This is a genomic window from Pseudomonas sp. DR 5-09 (assembly GCF_001655595.1).
GTDB classification, from domain to species: Bacteria; Pseudomonadota; Gammaproteobacteria; order Pseudomonadales; family Pseudomonadaceae; genus Aquipseudomonas; species Aquipseudomonas pharyngis.
The window spans coordinates 5,557,497-5,575,352 of the sequence record NZ_CP011566.1 but is presented as its reverse complement, the minus strand read 5'-3'; the positions used below and the strand labels follow the sequence as shown (position 1 = coordinate 5,575,352).

Genomic DNA, 17,856 nt, shown 5'->3' with positions numbered 1-17,856 from the left:
GCGAACGGATTGCACATCCAAGCAATTTGTACGCCGCCGGCCTCCGTTCTGTCGGCGGTTTTTTTGTCCCTGAACAATAGCCCCATACGCGCGCGAAGGGGCCATTGGCTGGTTACCTTTTTTATTGTCTGCGAAGACATTTTTACTGGTTTTAGCCCGCACGGGCCTGAGCGACTATCGACCCCGCACTGTTCGCAAAAGAATAAAAGTCCAAGGAGCAACCACCGTGTTCGAGCTTGCAGACTGGCAGCGCAAGGCCGCTGAATTGAGCTATCCGTACCAGGCCGTGATCGACGGCAAATTGCGTGCGGCGCAGTCGGGGCAGACCTTTGCCGCGATCAACCCGGCCACTGGCCAGCTGCTGGCAAACGTCGCCGCGTGTGGTGAAGAGGATGTCGACGCGGCGGTGCAGAATGCGCGGCAGGTATTCGAAGCAGGCACCTGGGCCGGGCGTTCACCGACCGAGCGCAAGCAAGTGCTACTGCGGCTGGCGGATCTGATTCTGGCCAATCGCGAAGAACTGGCGCTGCTCGATTCGCTGAACATGGGCAAACCGGTGATGGACGCTTACAACATCGACGTGCCGGGCGCCGCCGGGGTGTTCCGCTGGTACGCCGAAAGTCTCGACAAGCTCTACGATCAGGTCGCGCCGAGCGCCTCGAACGTGCTGGCGACCATCACCCGCGAAGCGCTGGGCGTGGTCGCGGCTGTGGTGCCGTGGAACTTCCCGCTGGACATGGCCGCGTGGAAGCTCGCGCCGGCGCTGGCGGCGGGCAACTCGGTGATTCTCAAACCCGCCGAACAATCGCCGTTCTCCGCGTTGCGTCTGGCCGAGCTGGCGCTGGAAGCCGGGCTGCCGGCCGGTGTGCTGAACGTGCTGCCGGGGCTCGGCGAACAGGCCGGCAAAGCCTTGGGCTTGCACCCGGATGTCGATTGCCTGGTGTTCACCGGCTCGACCCAGGTCGGCAAATATTTCATGCAGTACTCCGCGCAGTCGAACCTCAAACAGGTGTGGCTGGAGTGCGGCGGCAAGAGCGCCAATCTGGTGTTTGCCGACTGCAAGGATCTGGATCTGGCGGCGCAGAAAGCCGCGTTCGGGATCTTCTTCAATCAGGGCGAAGTCTGTTCGGCCAACTCGCGGTTGCTGGTGGAGCGCTCGATTCATGATGAGTTCGTCGAGCGGCTGAAGGCTCAGGCCGAGCGCTGGCAGCCGGGCGATCCGCTGGATCCGGCGAGTGCGGCCGGGGCGATTGTCGACACTCGTCAGACCGAAAGCGTTCTGCGCTTCATCCATCAGGCCGAACGCGAAGGCGCGACCCGCGTCTGTGGCGGCCGTCAATTGAGTTTCAACGGCTCGGACAACTTCGTTCAGCCGACGATTTTCACCGACGTGCAGCCGCACATGACCCTGTTTCGTGAAGAAGTGTTCGGCCCGGTGCTGGCGGTGATGCCGTTCGATGACGAGGCCCATGCCGTGCAACTGGCCAACGACAGCGTCTACGGTCTGGCGGCGTCGCTGTGGACCGATGATCTGCACCGCGCGCACCGGGTGGCGCGGCAATTGCGAGCCGGTACGGTGTCGGTCAACAGCGTCGATGCGCTGGACGTGACCGTGCCGTTCGGCGGCGGCCGGCAATCGGGTTTCGGCCGCGATCTGTCGCTGCACTCGTTCGACAAATACACCCAGTTGAAAACCACCTGGTTTCAACTGCGCTCATGACAGCCGCTCACAACAAGAAAGGAGATCCGGCGATGACCACCTCACGTGAAACCCGCGACTACCAGGCCGCCGATGCAGCGCACCACATTCATGCGTTCGTCGACCAGAAGGCCCTCAACGACGAAGGCCCACGGGTGATGGTGCGCGGGGAACGGCTGCACCTGTGGGACAACGACGGTCGGCGCTACCTCGATGGCATGTCCGGGCTGTGGTGCACCAACCTCGGTTACGGGCGCAAGGATCTGAACGCCGCCGCGAGCCGGCAACTGGAGCAGTTGCCGTACTACAACATGTTTTTCCACACCACCCACCCGCAGGTGATCGAGCTCTCCGAGTTGCTGTTCAGCCTGCTGCCGGGGCACTACAGCCACGCGATCTACACCAACTCCGGCTCCGAGGCCAACGAGGTGCTGATCCGTACCGTGCGCCGTTACTGGCAGGTGCTGGGCAAGCCCGAGAAGAAAGTCATGATCGGCCGCTGGAACGGCTATCACGGTTCGACCCTGGCGGCGACGGCCCTCGGCGGCATGAAGTTCATGCACGAAATGGGCGGGATGATTCCCGACATCGCGCACATCGACGAGCCGTACTTCTTCGCCCACGAAGGCAATCTGACCCCGGCAGAATTCGGCCTGCTGGCGGCGCAGCAACTGGAAGCGAAGATCCTCGAACTGGGCGCGGACAAGGTCGCCGGGTTCATCGCCGAACCGTTCCAGGGCGCGGGCGGGATGATCTTCCCGCCGGAAAGCTACTGGCCGGAAATCCAGCGCATCTGCCGCCAATACGACGTGCTGTTGTGCGCCGACGAGGTGATTGGCGGCTTCGGTCGTACCGGCGAATGGTTCGCTCACGAATACTTCGGTTTCGAGCCGGACACCCTGTCCATCGCCAAGGGTTTGACCTCCGGTTACATCCCGATGGGAGGCCTGATCCTGTCGAAAAAAATGGCCGACGTGCTGGTGGAACAGGGCGGTGTGTTCGCCCACGGCCTGACCTATTCCGGGCACCCGGTGGCGGCGGCGGTGGCGATTGCCAACCTCAAGGCCCTGCGCGATGAAGGCGTGGTGACGCGGGTCAAGGATGACATCGGCCCGTACCTGCAACAGTGCCTGCGCGAGGTGTTCGGCAATCACCCGTTGGTGGGCGATATCCAGGGCACCGGCATGGTCGCGGCGTTGCAACTGGCCGAAGACAAGGCCACGCGCAAGCGCTTTGCCAATGAGAACGACATCGCCTGGCGCTGCCGCACGATCGGTTTTGAGGAGGGGGTGATCATTCGCTCGACACTGGGGCGGATGATCATGGCGCCGGCGTTGATTGCCAGCCGTGAGGAGATTGACGAACTGGTGGGCAAGACGTTGAAAGCGCTGGATCGTACCGCGCAGGAATACGGTCGGCTCTGATCTGAAACCTGTATGAAACGCTAACAATCGCAGCTTTCGGCTGCGATTTTTTTGGGCTTTGCACCCACCTCGGGCACCCCCGTCCGACGCGCCCTTTCGCGGTGCGCACTACCCAGTTTTTTCATCGTTCGCGTCTAACTATTTCCTCGTTTTCCTGAGGCCAAGCCTGGGTCAACATCGATTTCGCCAGCCAAGGCATTGCCCGCCAGAGTCCAGCAGAGACCGCAGCGTGCATCCGCGCCGACGAGGCTGACCGTACTGCCCATGACAACTAAATCAACAGCGTTGGGAGTGCTCCATGAACAAGTCCTTGTTTACCCGTCTTGCAGGTCCTCTGGCGATTTCCGCCCTTTCAGTCACCGCCGCTCAGGCCGGCACCTTGTCGATCGGCCACACCACGTGGGTCGGTTACGGCACCCTGTACCTGGCCCAGGATCTGGGCTACTTCAAGGAAAACGGCCTGACCGTCGAATTGCCGGTGGTCGAAGAGGCTTCGATGTACATGGCCGCCCAGGCGTCCGGGCAATTGTCCGGCTCGGCGTCGACCATCGACGAAGTGCTGAAGTACCGCCCGCAGTTCTGCTTCAAGGCCGTGGCCGCGCTGGATGACAGCCATGGCGGCGACGGTGTGCTGGTCGGTAAAAACGTGAAGAGCCTGCAAGAACTCAAGGGCCAGGCCGTGGCCGTCAACGAAGGGTCGACCTCGCAGTTCTGGCTGTCGTACCTGCTGAAAAAGAACGGCATGAGCATGAGCGACATCACCGTGCAGAACATGACCGCTGACGATGCCGCCACCGCGTTCATCGCCGGTCGTGTGCCGGCCGCAGTGACCTGGGAGCCGCATCTGTCGATGGTGCGTGACAAGCAGCAGGGCAAGGTGCTGATCGACAGCAGCAGTACGCCGGGGGTGATCGTCGATGTGGTGGCGCTCAATTGCACGGTGATCGAGAAGCAGCCGGAAGACGTCAAGGCGCTGGTCGCCGGCCTCTATAAAGCGGTGCAGTTCACCAAGGACCATCCACAGAAAGCCTACGAAATCATGGCCAAGGGTGTCGGCGGTTACCTGTCCGATCCAAAGGAACTGGCCGCTGCCGCGCAGGGCGTGCGCTTCTACGATCAGGCCATGAGCGAAAAACTCCTTGGCTCGCCGGGCAAGCCGGGTGACAGCGCACCGCTGATCAAACTGGCCAACGAAACCGCCAGCGAATTGCAGGGCAAGCCCTACAACGTCAGCAACGACGATCTGGTGGATAACCGTTTCGTCAGCCCGCTCTAGGAGACTGCTCATGTTCAAGCGCAATTCATGGCTGAGCCGTTGCATCACGCCGAAGACCGGCTTGCCGGTGCCGGTGGTGTGGAGCGCCAGCGGGCTGGCCTGGGTGTTGCTGGTCGGCCTGTGGGCCGGGTTGTCTTATGGCGGCGTCGTGCCGGGGATGTTCTTGCCGACGCCCGGCGCGGTGGTCGAAGCCGCCGTGCGCCTGAGCCGCGACGGCACCTTGGGCCAGCATGTCTGGGCCAGTGTCGAAGTGGTGATGGTCGGTTTCATCGTGTCGTCGCTGGTGGCGGTGCCGCTGGGCTTGCTGATGGGCAGCTTCCGCATCGTCCAGGCGTTCCTCGAACCGCTGGTGAATTTCATCCGCTATCTGCCGGTGACCTCGTTCGTGCCGCTGTTCATCCTGTGGATCGGCATCGGTCTGGAGCAACGGGTGTCGGTGATCATTTTCGGCGTGTTCTTCCAGCAACTGGTGATGATCGCCGACGTGTCCAAAGGCATTTCCAAGGATCTGATAAACGCCTCTTACACCCTCGGCTCCAACCGGCGTGACGCGGTGCTGCACGTGATCGCCCCGGCGTCGTTGCCCGGTGTGCTCGACACCTTGCGGGTGACCATGGGTTGGGCCTGGACCTATCTGGTGGTCGCCGAATTGGTCGCCGCTTCCAGTGGCCTCGGTTACTTGAGCCTCAAGGCCATGCGCGGCTTTCAGGTCGATGTGATTTTTCTCGCCATCGCGATCATCGGCCTGCTCGGCCTGGTCACCGATCAACTGTTCCGCTTCTTGCGTTTGAGGATTGCCGCATGGGCTCAGTAACCGCTGCCAACCGTCGTTTCATCGAGCCGGTCGCCGCACCGGCACACGTCGCGCCAAGGTTGCAGGTGGACAAGGTCAGCCTGCGTTACACCAAGCCCGGCGGCGGAACCTTCACCGCGCTGGAAGAAGTGTCGTTCGAGGTGCCGGATCAGCAATTCGCGGTGCTGGTCGGGCCGTCGGGCTGCGGCAAGTCGAGCCTGCTGTACCTCACCGCCGGCCTGGCCGAGCCGACCTCTGGCGAGATCTACGTCGGCGGCCAGCAAGTGCAGGGCCCCGGCGCGGATCGCGGGATGGTGTTCCAGAGCTACACGCTGTTTCCGTGGCTGACGGTGCGGCAGAACGTCGAGTTCGGCCTCAAGCGACGGGGCATGCCGGCGGCCAAGCGCAAGGAGATTGTCGATCACTATGTGCACGAAGTCGGCCTGTCGGGATTTGCCGACAACTACGCCAAGCAGCTCTCCGGCGGCATGATGCAGCGGGTGGCGATTGCCCGGGCACTGGCCAACGATCCGCAGATCCTGCTGATGGACGAACCCTTCGGCGCCCTCGACAGCCAGACCCGCCTGCAAATGCAGCAGCTGTTATTGCGGGTGTGGGGCAACAGCAAGAAAACCGTGCTGTTCGTCACTCACGACATCGACGAAGCGATTCTGCTTGGCGACCGGGTGTATGTGATGGGCGCGCGGCCTGGGCGGATCAAGCAGATTCTCGATGTGCCGATCGAGCGCCCGCGCACTCTGGACATGGTGATGGAGCGCTCGTTCATCGACATGAAACGGCAGATCTTCGGGCTGTTGCACGACGATCTCGAAGAAGCTCATTGAGGTCAGTTGGGCGGTAGGAGGAACTTGGCAATCACCGGCAAATGATCGGAAATGCGCAAGGTATCGTCCTGCCGCACCGTGGCTTCGACCCGTTTGATCTTCGGGCTGTAGAACAGGTAATCGACCGTGCGGTCCGGGCCGTTGAGGCCGGGGTCGTTGGGGTAATGGGTCAGCCACTTGGCGCGGTCGATGCCGCTGGCTTCGTTGTTGGTCGGGATCATCGGGTACTTGTCCCACAGCACATGCAGCGCACTGTCGGCGGAGTACGGCGTGCGCTGCTCGGTGGGCAGGCGCCGGTACTGGCCAAGTGGCAACAGGTTGAAGTCACCGCCGATCAGCCACGGCGTGCCGTGGCTTTCGTGTTTGTCGAGAACCTTGGCCACCGCGGTCACCTGCGCCTGCAAGGTGTCGTCCGGCTGTACGGCGCGATCCAGGTGGGTGTTGAACACCACCAGTTGTCCGCCATCGCTGAGCGGCAAAGTGGTGGCGAGCAGCGCATCTTTCGGCTGGAACTGACGGCTGATGAGGTTCGCCGGCTGCACCGGCAATTGCAGGCGCTCGGCGTGTTCGATGCGGTAGCGGCTGAGGGTCGCGAGTTGCCGGCCGACGCTGCCGAAGATGTGCGGATCCGGGACGAAGTCGGCCTTCCAGTCAAAGGCGTGGGCGCTGCACGGATAGAGGTCGGTCAGGCGCTCCTGCAACAGCTTGAGTTGATTCTGATAGTCGCTGGCCTTGGCGCCGTCATCCAGTTCCTGCAACAGCACCACGTCGGGCTGTTCGTCGCGGATCACCCGCGCCACTTCATCGAGACTGAACGCCATGTCTTCCGGGGTCGGGGCTTCGTCGTCGCCTTGCGCCAGGTCATTCCAGAACACGTAGCGCTTGCCGGCCAGGTATTGCACGTTCCAGGTCATGACCTTCAGGGCCTGGCCGGGCACCAGCGTTGGCGGTTGCCCGGAGCAGCTGACCGACAGGGTTTTCCGGGCGTCGGGGCGCCAGGTCAGGCTGTAGATCAGCGTGCCGATCAGGGCGAGGGCGAGCAGTACGGGCAACAGGATGTAGCGCAGTAGACGGGTCATGGCTCGGCTTATAGCGATACGGAAGTGGTCCCGAGCATACCCGAGACCCATCGATCAGCCCAAGCTCGGTGCAGTCAGACTAATCCGTCACGTTTGTCGGGCAATTCGCTGATCAGCATGAACAGGCGGAACAGCACCACGCTGGTGAACAGTTGCAGGAAGCTGTGACCGCTGTCGATCAGCACCGCAATCAACGGATTCTGCGGATCGGGGTAGACCTGCAGGGTCAGGCCCTTGAGCAGCCACAGCGGCCCCATTACACACAGGATGCACGCCAGAATCCGCAGAAAATGCCCACGACTCAGGCGCAGGCTTTCCTTCATTGCCTGCAACGGGCCGTAACCACGCAGCACCAGCAGGTATTCGCCGAAGGCCAGAGTGACCATCAGCCACAGCCCCGGCAGGAAATACAGCGACAGACCCAGCAGGATCAACAGCGTGTTCAGCGCAGTCAGCAGGGCAAAGCGCGGCCAAAGACGAGCGGCCATCGCCAGCAGATCGCGGGTTTGCGGGGATTCGCCGCGAGTGCGGGCATCGAGAAACAGAATCAGCGCGGCGGTGTACAACGGATACACCAGCAGGCCGACGATCACGCTGATGGCCGAGTAACCGTCCGGGTCGCTGGCATGGTCGACCACCTGTTGCAGCACGGCTTCGACAATCACCAGCGGCAGGCACAACTGGACGATCCGGCCCAGATTGCGTTTGAAAAAATACAGGGAGTCGCGCAGCACATCGAAGGCATTCATCAGTCGGTATCGCAGGTCAAAAACAGTGGCCCACTTTAACCGATGATCCGTTTCGCTGCGCAAACGTAAACGTTCGGTAAAGGTCATTGAAACATTCTGTCACTGCCTCCATTACAGAGGTGCACCTCCTCCGACGTGGACGAGGGCAACGTTATCCCCGGCAATCTACGAGGTCGCCATGAACAGCGAAGAACAAACCCTGATCGATGGACTGTTTTCCCGGCTGCAACAGGCCGAAACGGAGGCAGCCCCGCGCGACGCACTGGCTGAAGCGCGGATCAAGGAACACCTGACGCGCCAGCCGGCCGCAGGTTATTTCATGACCCAGGCGATTCTGGTGCAGGAGGCTGCCCTCAAAAGCCTCGACGAACAGAACAAACAACTGACTCAACAGGTCAAGCAATTGCAGGCCGAACTGCAATCGGCCAAGGCGCAAAGCGCGCCGCCGGCCTCCAGCGGCGGTGGCTTCCTGTCGAGCATCTTCGGTGGCAGCAGCCCGCGCCCGGCGCCGACCCAAAGCGCCCCGGCGTCCACCGGCGGCTGGCGTGAGCCGGCACCGCAGCAGAATTTTGGTGCACCCGCGCCGCAACAGAACTTCGGCGCGCCACCACCGGGTTATGGCCAGCAACAAGCGGCCCCGGCGGCCGGCAGCAGCTTCCTCGGCGGTGCCCTGAAAACCGCCGCCGGTGTGGCGGGTGGCGTGATGCTGGCACAAGGCATCAGCAGCCTGTTCCATCACAACCAGCAGCCGCAGGAAATCGTCGAAGTCATCAAGGAAGAGCCGGCTCAGGTCAACGACCAGAGCAACAACGGCTGGGGCGATGACCAGCGCATGGCCAACAATGACTCCTACGGTAATGACCAGAGCGGCTTTACCGACACCGACTACAGCGATGACAACTCATCGTTCTTCGATGACGACGATTCCTTCGTCTGATCCACCATTCGTCCGGGGCGCCTGATCGCCCCGGGCCGATTATTCGCGGAACCTTCCTTCGGGCAGGCATACTGAGCGCCTTTTTCGGGCCTGGTGCCTGATCCGGCTCATGCGCGTCAGCGCTCACAGGAACTCCGGTGAAAAAAATCGCAGTGTTCGCCGATGTGCAGAACCTCTACTACACCGTGCGTCAGGCCTATGGTTGCCACTTCAACTACGCGGCGCTGTGGGCGAATGTCAGCCAGCACGGGCAGATCGTCGAGGCCTACGCCTATGCCATCGACCGGGGCGACAGCAAACAGCAGCAGTTCCAGCAGATCCTGCGCAACCTCGGTTTCACCGTAAAACTCAAACCCTACATCCAGCGCAGCGATGGCTCGGCCAAGGGCGACTGGGACGTGGGCATCACCCTCGACATCATGGACGCCGCCGACCATGTCGACGAAATCGTCCTGGCCTCCGGTGATGGCGATTTCGACATGCTGCTCGAACGCATCATCAACAAACACGGCGTGCAAGCGGTGGCCTACGGCGTTCCCGGCCTGACCGCCAACTCGCTGATCCGCGCCGCCAGCCGTTATGTGCCGATCGAAGGCGCACTGCTGTTGAAAAATTGAGCGCAAGCTCAAGACTTGATTTGGACGGAGTACAACCCGGTTTGGAACGCATTGCAGTCATCGACTTTGAAACCACCGGCATCTCGCCGAGCAGCAGTTGTCGGGCCACGGAAATCGCCGTGGTCATGCTGGAAAACGGCCGCATCGTCGAGCGTTACCAGAGCCTGATGAACGCCGGCGTCCGCGTCCCGGCCTTCATCGAACAACTCACCGGCATCAGCAACGCCATGCTGCGCACCGCGCCTTCGGCGGAAAAGGTGATGAACGAAGTCAACGAATTCGTCGGCTGCACGCCGCTGCTGGCGCACAACGCCGCGTTCGACCAGAAGTTCTGGGACTTTGAACTGGGGCGGATCAAACGCACCCGTTTGCAGAACTTTGCCTGCTCGCTGCTGCTGGCCCGACGCCTGATGCCGGCGGCGCCGAACCACAAGCTTGGCACGCTCACCTCTTTTGCCCAGTTGCCGCATACCGGCCAGGCGCACCGGGCGATGGCGGATGCGGAGATGGCGGCGAACCTGATGGCGCATTTGGCTGAAGAGTTGCGGCGCAAGCATGGGGTGCGGGAGCTATCGCACGACCTGCTGTGCAAATTGCAGAAAGTCCCGGCCGCTAAAGTGGGTGAGCACTTGCAGCGCTATCGCTGATTTTCAGGCAAACACATTTCCCTGTGGGAGCGGGCTTGCCCGCGATGGCGTATTGTCAGTCACCCAAATTGTTGGATGTGATGGCCTCATCGCGGGCAAGTCCGCTCCCACAGGGATCACTCTTGTCTCAGGGTTTGCCGTTGCCTTCAATGTGGCCGAGCGGCACCCGCTTCTCTATCGCACTCGACAACACGATCGACGTCTTGCTGAACCCGAATTTCGCCACCCGGTTGATCAAATCCTCCAGCTCCGGCATCGAACCCACCGCGGCCTTCATGATCACGCACGGATCGCCCGTCACTCGAAAGCACTCGGTCAGTTGCGGAATTTTCACCAGTTCGTCGTAGACCTTTTGACTGCCGTTCTGGTGGAGGCGCAATTCGATCACGCACTGGATCGGCAAGCCGATTTTCGACAGGTCGATGTTCGCCTGATACCCGGTGATTACTCCGGCTGCCTCGAGTTTGGCCACGCGTTCGGCGACGGCGGGGGCGGAGAGGTTCACCTTGCGGGCGAGGTCGGCGTAGGACGCGCGACCGTTTTCGAGCAGGGCGCTGAGCAGCATGCGGTCGTATTTGTCCAAGGTCGGACTCCTGAAAATGCCAGACTTTCGAAATCGCGGTTTTGGCCGTCGATCTCCGTGTTTTCAAAAGTGTACCGGCGCTATAAACAGGTTTTGTAACTTATTTTTAGCGGTTGGCCTTTCTAGAATAACCCATCCCCTGAGTCTGACTTTCGAGCTGCCCATGTCTGCCTTGCGCCGTTTTTCCCTGCCCTTGATCGCTGCGTTTTTTGCGTTGTACGTGATTTGGGGATCGACCTATCTGGTGATCCGCATCGGCGTCGAGTACTGGCCGCCGCTGATGCTCGGTGGTGTGCGCTTCGTGATTGCCGGCACTCTGATGTACGCGTTTCTGCGCTGGCGCGGTGCACCGGCGCCGACCTGGGCGCAGTGGAAGGCGGCGGGGATCATCGGGATTCTGTTGCTCAGCTTCGGCAACGGCGCGGTGACTTTGGCCGAGCACAGCGGCGTGGCGTCGGGTGTTGCCGCGCTGGCGGTAGCGACGGTGCCGCTGTTTACCTTGCTCTGCGGTTATTTCTGGGGCGCGCGCAACACTCGCCTGGAGTGGGCCGGGGTGGTGATGGGGATTATCGGTATCGCGATGCTCAACATGGGCTCCAACCTGCAATCGAGCCCGCTGGGCGCGGCGTTGCTGATTTTCGCGGCGGCGAGCTGGGCGTTCGGTTCGGTGTGGAGCAAGCACCTGCCGCTGCCTCAAGGCGCAATGGCCAGTGCCGTGGAAATGCTGGTCGGCGGCGTCGTGCTGCTGATCGGCAGCGCGGCCAGCGGTGAACACCTGCAGGCCATGCCGCCGCTGGAAGGCTGGCTGGCGCTGGCGTACCTGATCTTCTTCGGCTCGATCATCGCTTTCAACGCTTACATGTATCTGTTGAAAAACGTTCGTCCGGCAGCAGCCACCAGTTATGCCTACGTCAACCCGGCGGTGGCGGTGTTGCTGGGGATCGTGTTTGTCGGCGAGACCATCGGCATCGAAGAGGCGCTGGCGATGCTGGTGATCATCGGCGCGGTGGTGCTGATCAGTCTGCCGCAGTGGCGGCGTCCGGCGCGGTCGCCGGTGGTCAGCGAGCCGGCTGCCGCAGCGAAGGTCATAGCGACGGAGCAACGTGCGAATTAGGGTAAACTGCGCGCCATCGCACACTTGCTTTGATTTTTTCCTACGGTACTCCCATGACTTTCGCCACCCTTGGCCTGATCGAACCCTTGCTGCGCTCCCTCGAGAAGCTCGGCTACCAGACCCCGACGCCGGTGCAGGCGCAAGCCATTCCGGCCGTGCTGGCCGGTCGCGACCTGATGGCTGCGGCCCAGACCGGCACCGGCAAGACCGCCGGTTTCGCTTTGCCGCTGCTGCAACTGCTGGCGATGGAAGGGCCGAAAGTCACCGCCAACTCGGTGCGCGCGCTGATTCTGGTGCCGACCCGCGAGCTGGCCGAGCAAGTCCACGAAGCCGTGCGCCAGTACGCTGAAAACCTGCCATTGCGCACTTATGCGGTGTACGGCGGCGTCAGTATCAACCCGCAGATGATGAAGCTGCGCGGCGGCGTCGATCTGCTGGTCGCGACCCCGGGCCGTCTGCTCGACCTGTTCCGCCAGAACGCGCTGAAGTTCAACCAGCTGCAAACCCTGGTACTGGACGAAGCCGACCGCATGCTCGACCTGGGCTTTTCCGAAGAGCTGGCGAACATTTATCGCGCGCTGCCGAAGAAGCGGCAGACGCTGCTGTTCTCCGCGACCTTCTCCGATGACATCCGCCTGCTGGCCGGGCAGATGCTCAACGATCCGCAGAGCATCGAAGTCAGCCCGCGCAACGTCGCCGCCAACACCGTCAAGCAGTGGGTGGTGACGGTGGACAAGAAGCGCAAGCCGGAACTGTTCGTGCACCTGCTGCGCAAGAACAAGTGGAAGCAGGTGCTGGTGTTCGCCAAGACCCGTAATGGTGTGGACGCGCTGGTCGAGAAGCTCCAGGGCCTGGGCGTGAACGCCGACGGGATCCACGGCGACAAGCCGCAGGCGACCCGGCAGCGGGCGCTGGACCGCTTCAAACTGAGCGAAGTGCAGATTCTGGTGGCCACCGACGTGGCGGCCCGTGGTCTGGATATCGAAGACCTGCCGCTGGTGGTCAACTTTGATCTGCCGATCGTGGCCGAGGATTACATTCACCGTATCGGCCGCACTGGCCGCGCGGGTTCGACCGGTGAGGCGATTTCGCTGGTGTGCGCCGATGAAGTGAACATGTTGTCGGCGATTGAAATGCTGACCCGCAGCACGTTGAAGCGTGAGGTCGAGCCGGATTTCGTGCCCGAGCACCGCGTGCCGGACACCGATGCCAGTGGCCAGGTGATCAAGAAGCCGAAGAAACCGAAGAAGCCGAAAGCTTCGGGTGGCGGTGGCAAGCGCAATCTGGGCAAGTGGGTGGACAGCGGCGAGACCCAGGCGCCGGAGCCTTCGATCAAGCCTGTGCGCAAGGTGCCGGTGTTCAATACCGGGCCGCGTAAGCGTAAGCCTTAAGCGTCAGACAGGGTCGTTCCCGCGCAATGCGGGAACGATCAGTTACGCTGTTTCAACCAGTCCAGCATTCCAGCTCCGGCCGCCCGGCCACTGGCAAAACATGCCGTCAGTAGATAACCGCCAGTCGGCGCCTCCCAGTCCAGCATCTCCCCCGCACAAAACACCCCCGGCAACGCCTTGAGCATCATCCGCTCATCCATCGTCTCGAACGTCACCCCGCCGGCACTACTGATCGCCTCATCCAGCGGACGGGTTTTCACCAGCGTCAGCGGCAAAGCCTTGATCGCCCGGGCCAGCAGCGCCGGATCGGCAAACGTCGCAGCATCAGTGAGCTCTCGGAGCAGCGCCGCTTTCACCCCATCAATACCGACCTGACTGTGCAGGTGCTTGGCCATCGAGCGCGATCCCCGTGGTTTGCTCAACGCCGCCTGCAATTTATCCACAGGTCGGCCGGGCAGCAGGTCGATGTGAATGGTCGCGGCACCGTGCACATTGATCGCCTCACGAATCGGCGCTGACAGCGCATAAATCAGACTGCCCTCGATCCCGGTCGCGGTAATCACGCATTCACCCAGACGCGGAACGTCGTCGTTCAAACCGATGGCGATATTTTTCAACGGCGCGCCGGCGAATTTGCTGACCATCACTTCGCTCCAGGCCTGCACCTCGAAGCCGCAATTGCTCGGCTGCAACGGCGCCAGTCCTACACCGCGTTGCTCCAGCGGCAGCATCCACGCGCCGTCGGAGCCCAGTCGCGACCAGCTGCCGCCGCCGAGGGCGAGCAGGGTGGCGTCGGGGGAAAGGGTTTTCTCGCCTTCCGGGCTGTCGATGCGCAGCGCGCCGTTTTCGTCCCAGCCGAGCCAGCGGTGGCGGGTGTGGATAACCACGCCGCTGTCGCGCAGGCGCTTGAGCCAGGCGCGCAGCAATGGCGCGGCTTTCATGTCGGTGGGGAACACCCGGCCGGAGCTGCCGACGAAGGTTTCGATCCCCAGTTCGTGAATCCAGCGGCACAGTGCGTCGGCGTCGAACGCGCGCAGCAGCGGGGCGATGTTCGCGGCGCGTTCGGCGTAGCGCGAGAGGAACGCCGGGTAGGCTTCGGAATGGGTGATGTTCATGCCGCCGACCCCGGCCAGCAGGAACTTGCGGCCCACCGAGGGCATGCCGTCGTACAGATCGACGCAGACTCCGGCCTGGCTCAGCACTTCGGCGGCCATCAGGCCGGCGGGGCCACCGCCGATGATGGCGACGTGAGCGGGAGAGGTGGCGTGAATCTGGGTCATGGCGTGCGCTGCGGTCTGACGAAATATGGCGCGCATTCTAACAGCGCAAATCCTTTGTGGGAGCGAGCCGGCTCGCGATGCGGCGGATCAGTACCCATCGATTCCGGATGAGAGGGCCTCATTGCGAGCAGGCTCGCTTCCACAGAGGCTTGTGGTGGCTCAAATCGCTGATCAAAAAACAACCAGTGTGCTGCAGGCCATGTTCAGCGTGGGCTGTAGTCCCTTTCGCTCAGGTTATCCACAGGCCGTTCCACAGCCATTGTGGGTAACGCAGCACAACTCAATGACAACCGGATGACTGCCAGACGCGCTGCGCACTGTGATGCAGGATCCCGTGGCGGCGGGCGAGGGCGTGGCGATCCTTGCTGTAGCCGCCGCCGATCACCCCGACCACCGGGATGTCGCGGCCCAGGCAGTGGCGCATCACGCTTTCGTCTCGAGCGGCAACGCCTTCGTCGGTCAGTTGCAGATAACCGAGGGCGTCGTCCTTGTGCACGTCGACACCGGCGTCGTACAGCACCAGGTCCGGCTGATACAGCGGCAGCAGATAGTTGAGTGCGTCGTCGACAACTTTCAGGTAGTCGGCGTCGCCCATGCCGTTGGGCAGCGGAATGTCCCAGTCGCTTTCGGCCTTGCGTGCAGGAAAGTTCTTTTCGCAGTGCAGGGAAACGGTGATCGCTTCCGGCGTGTTGTGCAGAATCCGCGCAGTGCCGTCGCCCTGATGCACGTCGCAGTCGAAGATCAGCACCCGGTTCACCCGACCGCTTTGCAGCAAATAGTGACTGATGATTGCCAAGTCATTGAAGATGCAGAACCCGGCGGGGTAGTCGTAGTGGGCGTGATGGGTGCCGCCGGCGAGGTGACAGGCCAGGCCATGTTCCAGGGCTTTTTCCGCTGCCAGAATCGAACCGCCGACCGCCCGCACCGTGCGTCGCGCCAGCGCTTCATTCCACGGCAGACCGAGGCGCCGCTGGTCTTCGCGGGACAACTCGCCGCTCATGTAGCGTTCGATATAACCGCGGTCATGGGCCAGGGCGAGAATGTCGGCAGGGCACAGCTCGGGGCGCAGCAGGTCTTCGTCGCGGGTCAGGCCGCTGTCCACCAGGTGATCGCGCAGTAGGCGGAACTTGTCCATGGGGAAGCGGTGATCCGCCGGAAATTCCGGGCTGTAGTCTTCGTGGTAGATCAGCGGCAACGGCATGGTGGACTATTCATAAAGGCTGCGGGAAAGAGTGCAAAGCCTAACAGCGATGTAGACTGACGGCATCAAGCGGAGGGGCGGGATGGAACCGATACTGGAGCTGCAAAGCGCAAGGCTGCTGATGCGCCAATGGCAGGACGAGGATTTGCCGGCATTCGCGGCGATGTGCGCCGATCCGCAGGTGATGCGCTACTTCCCCGCGCCCTTGAGCCGGCTGGAAAGCGCCGCGCTGATCGGCCGGGTGCGCGGGCATTTCGCCGAACACGGGTACGGCCTGTGGGCGCTGGAGCGCAAGGACACTGGCGAATTCATCGGTTTTACCGGGCTCGGCGTGGTCGGCTTCGATGCGCCGTTCACCCCGGCGGTGGAAATCGGCTGGCGGCTGGCCAAGGAACACTGGGGCCTCGGTTATGCCAGCGAAGCGGCGTGGACCGCGCTGCGTTGCGGCTTTGACCGTTTGTCCCTGAAGGAGATCGTGTCCTTCACCGCGCAGAGCAATCTGCCGTCGGAAAAAGTCATGCAGGCGATTGGCATGCATCACGATCCAGCCGACGATTTCGATCACCCGAAACTGGCTGTCGACCATCCGTTAAGTCGACATGTGTTGTACCGCATCACCCGGGAGCAATGGCTGCAGACCTTGCATGGCTAAGCCGACACGGACGTTTACAATGGCGCGATCAGTGGCTCGCGCCAGAATCTGAATTGGCCGCCGCAGCCGGGGCTGCGCGGCATAGCGTTGTGTGAGGAGAGTCTGAATGAGCCAAGTGTTGGAAGATCTGGTGGATCTGCTGACCCTCGAACCGATCGAGGAAAACCTGTTCCGTGGTCGCAGTCAGGATCTGGGCTTTCGCCAGTTGTTCGGCGGCCAGGTGCTCGGCCAGTCGCTGTCGGCGGCCAGTCAGACCGTTGAAGAAGCGCGCCATGTGCATTCGATGCACGGTTATTTTCTGCGTCCGGGCGATGCCAAGTTGCCAGTGGTGTATTCGGTTGATCGGGTACGTGATGGCGGCAGTTTCAGCACGCGCCGCGTGACTGCGATCCAGAAGGGCCACCCGATTTTCACTTGCAGCGCTTCGTTCCAGTACGACGAAGAAGGTTTCGAGCACCAGAGCCAGATGCCCCAGGTGGTCGGCCCGGAAAACCTGCCGTCGGAGCTGGAATTGACCCAGCAGCGCGCGCACCTGATTCCGGAACACATGCGCGAAAAGCTGCTGTGCCCGAAGCCGATCGAAGTGCGCCCGGTCACTGAAAAAGACCCGTACAACCCGCAACCGGCGGATCCGATCAAGTACGTGTGGTTCCGCGCCGACGGCGCCTTGGCCGACATCCCGGCGCTGCACAAATACCTGCTGGCGTACGCCTCGGACTTCGGTCTGCTGACCACCTCGATGTTGCCGCACGGCAAATCGGTCTGGCAGAAAGACATGCAGGTCGCCAGCCTCGACCACGCGTTGTGGTTCCACAACGACCTGCGCGCCGATGACTGGTTGCTCTACGCCATGGACAGTCCGTGGGCCGGCAACTCTCGCGGTTTCTCCCGTGGCAGCGTGTTCAACCGTGCCGGGCAACTGGTGGCGTCGGTGACCCAGGAAGGCCTGATCCGTCATCGCAAGGACTGGGCATGAGTCTGGCGGAAGTGCGGCACTGGGTGTTCGACATGGACGGCACCCTGACCGTCGCGGTGCATGATTTCGCGGCGATTCGCGTAGCGCTGTCGATCCCACCGGAGGACGACATCCTCACCCACCTCGCGGCGTTGCCCGCCGAGGAAGCGGCGGCGAAACATGCGTGGCTGCTGGAGCATGAGCGCGATCTGACGCTCGGCTCGACCCCGGCGGTCGGCGCGGTGGAGCTGGTGCGCGACCTGCACGCGCGGGGGTATCGCCTCGGCATCCTGACCCGCAATGCGCGGGAGCTGGCCCACGTGACGCTGGAGGCCATCGGCCTGGCCGACTGCTTCGCGGTGGAGGATGTGCTGGGTCGCGATGAAGCACAGCCAAAACCGCATCCGGGCGGTTTGCTGAAACTGGCCGAGGCCTGGCAAGTGCCGGCGAGCGAGATGGTGATGGTCGGTGATTACCGGTTTGATCTTGATTGCGGCCGGGCGGCGGGCGCATGCACGGTGCTGGTGAACCTGCCGGACAATCCATGGCCGGAGTTGACCGACTGGCATGCGAAGGATTGTGTCGAGTTGCGGCGAATGCTGTTCGCCTAAAAA

The 17,856-nt window shown here is 62.3% G+C and carries 18 protein-coding genes; 13 read left to right on the top strand and 5 right to left on the bottom strand.

Annotation, left to right across the window (positions count from 1 at the left end; all coding sequences use genetic code 11):
• Nucleotides 1-226 precede the first annotated feature (226 nt).
• The 5 genes from PDR5_RS25080 (at nucleotide 227) to PDR5_RS25060 (ending at nucleotide 6,037) form a co-directional block, all read left to right on the top strand.
• On the top strand, nucleotides 227-1,720 hold the full coding sequence (locus PDR5_RS25080; protein WP_064599632.1) for an aldehyde dehydrogenase: 1,494 nt from the start codon (nucleotides 227-229) through the stop codon (nucleotides 1,718-1,720).
• 32 nt (nucleotides 1,721-1,752) lie between these two features.
• Entirely contained in the window at nucleotides 1,753-3,123 is a 1,371-nt protein-coding gene (locus PDR5_RS25075; protein ID WP_064599630.1) for an aspartate aminotransferase family protein, read from the top strand.
• 298 nt (nucleotides 3,124-3,421) lie between these two features.
• On the top strand, nucleotides 3,422-4,399 hold the full coding sequence (locus PDR5_RS25070; RefSeq protein WP_064599628.1) for an ABC transporter substrate-binding protein: 978 nt from the start codon (nucleotides 3,422-3,424) through the stop codon (nucleotides 4,397-4,399).
• 10 nt (nucleotides 4,400-4,409) lie between these two features.
• Complete coding sequence (locus tag PDR5_RS25065; protein WP_064599626.1) at nucleotides 4,410-5,213, top strand: ABC transporter permease; 804 nt, start codon at nucleotides 4,410-4,412, stop codon at nucleotides 5,211-5,213.
• Entirely contained in the window at nucleotides 5,201-6,037 is an 837-nt protein-coding gene (locus PDR5_RS25060) for an ABC transporter ATP-binding protein (RefSeq protein WP_064599624.1), read from the top strand. Before PDR5_RS25065 ends, PDR5_RS25060 begins: the two co-directional genes overlap by 13 nt.
• Nucleotides 6,038-6,039: 2 nt before the next feature.
• Here PDR5_RS25060 and PDR5_RS25055 read toward each other — a convergent pair whose 3' ends face one another.
• Entirely contained in the window at nucleotides 6,040-7,116 is a 1,077-nt protein-coding gene (locus PDR5_RS25055) for an endonuclease/exonuclease/phosphatase family protein (RefSeq protein ID WP_064599622.1), read from the bottom strand.
• A gap of 74 nt (nucleotides 7,117-7,190) precedes the next feature.
• The gene (locus tag PDR5_RS25050; protein ID WP_218188769.1) at nucleotides 7,191-7,865 is read right to left on the bottom strand and encodes a YciC family protein; all 675 of its coding nucleotides are present in this window, start codon (nucleotides 7,863-7,865) and stop codon (nucleotides 7,191-7,193) included.
• Between the two features lie 178 nt (nucleotides 7,866-8,043).
• On the opposite strand from PDR5_RS25050, the gene PDR5_RS25045 reads away from it, so the two are divergent.
• The 3 genes from PDR5_RS25045 (at nucleotide 8,044) to PDR5_RS25035 (ending at nucleotide 10,066) form a co-directional block, all read left to right on the top strand.
• Nucleotides 8,044-8,802, top strand: coding sequence for a DUF2076 domain-containing protein (locus PDR5_RS25045; protein ID WP_064599620.1), 759 nt, complete (start codon nucleotides 8,044-8,046; stop codon nucleotides 8,800-8,802).
• Nucleotides 8,803-8,939: 137 nt separating this feature from the next.
• Nucleotides 8,940-9,419: an NYN domain-containing protein gene (locus tag PDR5_RS25040; protein ID WP_064599618.1), complete on the top strand. Its 480-nt coding sequence runs from the start codon at nucleotides 8,940-8,942 to the stop codon at nucleotides 9,417-9,419.
• Between the two features lie 41 nt (nucleotides 9,420-9,460).
• Nucleotides 9,461-10,066 carry a 3'-5' exonuclease gene (locus PDR5_RS25035; protein WP_064599616.1) on the top strand — a complete coding sequence of 202 codons (606 nt, stop codon included), beginning with the start codon at nucleotides 9,461-9,463 and terminating at the stop codon, nucleotides 10,064-10,066.
• A gap of 127 nt (nucleotides 10,067-10,193) precedes the next feature.
• On the opposite strand, the gene PDR5_RS25030 is transcribed toward PDR5_RS25035, so the two are convergent.
• Complete coding sequence (locus tag PDR5_RS25030) at nucleotides 10,194-10,649, bottom strand: Lrp/AsnC family transcriptional regulator (protein WP_064599615.1); 456 nt, start codon at nucleotides 10,647-10,649, stop codon at nucleotides 10,194-10,196.
• Nucleotides 10,650-10,812: 163 nt separating this feature from the next.
• On the opposite strand from PDR5_RS25030, the gene yedA reads away from it, so the two are divergent.
• Together yedA and PDR5_RS25020 are read left to right on the top strand one after the other, a co-directional pair.
• A complete protein-coding gene (gene yedA / locus PDR5_RS25025; protein ID WP_039771798.1) occupies nucleotides 10,813-11,763 on the top strand; it encodes a drug/metabolite exporter YedA in 951 nt (316 codons plus the stop codon).
• Between the two features lie 53 nt (nucleotides 11,764-11,816).
• Complete coding sequence (locus PDR5_RS25020) at nucleotides 11,817-13,154, top strand: DEAD/DEAH box helicase (RefSeq protein ID WP_064599613.1); 1,338 nt, start codon at nucleotides 11,817-11,819, stop codon at nucleotides 13,152-13,154.
• Nucleotides 13,155-13,192: 38 nt separating this feature from the next.
• On the opposite strand, the gene PDR5_RS25015 is transcribed toward PDR5_RS25020, so the two are convergent.
• Both PDR5_RS25015 and PDR5_RS25010 read right to left on the bottom strand, forming a co-directional pair.
• Complete coding sequence (locus PDR5_RS25015) at nucleotides 13,193-14,434, bottom strand: TIGR03862 family flavoprotein (RefSeq protein WP_064600958.1); 1,242 nt, start codon at nucleotides 14,432-14,434, stop codon at nucleotides 13,193-13,195.
• A gap of 280 nt (nucleotides 14,435-14,714) precedes the next feature.
• On the bottom strand, nucleotides 14,715-15,635 hold the full coding sequence (locus tag PDR5_RS25010; protein ID WP_007958746.1) for a histone deacetylase family protein: 921 nt from the start codon (nucleotides 15,633-15,635) through the stop codon (nucleotides 14,715-14,717).
• Between the two features lie 82 nt (nucleotides 15,636-15,717).
• Between PDR5_RS25010 and PDR5_RS25005 the strand changes: the two genes are divergently transcribed.
• The 3 genes from PDR5_RS25005 (at nucleotide 15,718) to PDR5_RS24995 (ending at nucleotide 17,853) form a co-directional block, all read left to right on the top strand.
• A complete protein-coding gene (locus PDR5_RS25005) occupies nucleotides 15,718-16,287 on the top strand; it encodes a GNAT family N-acetyltransferase (protein WP_064599611.1) in 570 nt (189 codons plus the stop codon).
• Between the two features lie 106 nt (nucleotides 16,288-16,393).
• Nucleotides 16,394-17,263 (top strand): acyl-CoA thioesterase II, encoded by an 870-nt coding sequence (tesB, locus tag PDR5_RS25000; RefSeq protein ID WP_039771793.1) that lies wholly within the window; start codon nucleotides 16,394-16,396, stop codon nucleotides 17,261-17,263.
• Complete coding sequence (locus PDR5_RS24995; RefSeq protein WP_064599609.1) at nucleotides 17,260-17,853, top strand: HAD family hydrolase; 594 nt, start codon at nucleotides 17,260-17,262, stop codon at nucleotides 17,851-17,853. The genes tesB and PDR5_RS24995 overlap by 4 nt, the downstream gene beginning before the upstream one ends.
• The last annotated feature ends 3 nt before the right edge of the window (nucleotides 17,854-17,856 follow it).

Excerpts from the sequence above, each read along its gene's own strand:
- PDR5_RS25075 (WP_064599630.1), top strand. The coding sequence starts at position 1,753 with ATGACCACCTCACGTGAAACCCGCGACTACCAGGCCGCCGATGCAGCG.
- PDR5_RS25070 (WP_064599628.1), top strand. The coding sequence starts at position 3,422 with ATGAACAAGTCCTTGTTTACCCGTCTTGCAGGTCCTCTGGCGATTTCC.
- PDR5_RS25065 (WP_064599626.1), top strand. The coding sequence starts at position 4,410 with ATGTTCAAGCGCAATTCATGGCTGAGCCGTTGCATCACGCCGAAGACC.
- PDR5_RS25060 (WP_064599624.1), top strand. The coding sequence starts at position 5,201 with ATGGGCTCAGTAACCGCTGCCAACCGTCGTTTCATCGAGCCGGTCGCC.
- PDR5_RS25055 (WP_064599622.1), bottom strand. The coding sequence starts at position 7,116 with ATGACCCGTCTACTGCGCTACATCCTGTTGCCCGTACTGCTCGCCCTC.
- PDR5_RS25050 (WP_218188769.1), bottom strand. The coding sequence starts at position 7,865 with ATGAATGCCTTCGATGTGCTGCGCGACTCCCTGTATTTTTTCAAACGC.
- PDR5_RS25045 (WP_064599620.1), top strand. The coding sequence starts at position 8,044 with ATGAACAGCGAAGAACAAACCCTGATCGATGGACTGTTTTCCCGGCTG.
- yedA (WP_039771798.1), top strand. The coding sequence starts at position 10,813 with ATGTCTGCCTTGCGCCGTTTTTCCCTGCCCTTGATCGCTGCGTTTTTT.
- PDR5_RS25020 (WP_064599613.1), top strand. The coding sequence starts at position 11,817 with ATGACTTTCGCCACCCTTGGCCTGATCGAACCCTTGCTGCGCTCCCTC.
- PDR5_RS25015 (WP_064600958.1), bottom strand. The coding sequence starts at position 14,434 with ATGACCCAGATTCACGCCACCTCTCCCGCTCACGTCGCCATCATCGGC.
- PDR5_RS25010 (WP_007958746.1), bottom strand. The coding sequence starts at position 15,635 with ATGCCGTTGCCGCTGATCTACCACGAAGACTACAGCCCGGAATTTCCG.
- PDR5_RS25005 (WP_064599611.1), top strand. The coding sequence starts at position 15,718 with ATGGAACCGATACTGGAGCTGCAAAGCGCAAGGCTGCTGATGCGCCAA.
- tesB (WP_039771793.1), top strand. The coding sequence starts at position 16,394 with ATGAGCCAAGTGTTGGAAGATCTGGTGGATCTGCTGACCCTCGAACCG.
- PDR5_RS24995 (WP_064599609.1), top strand. The coding sequence starts at position 17,260 with ATGAGTCTGGCGGAAGTGCGGCACTGGGTGTTCGACATGGACGGCACC.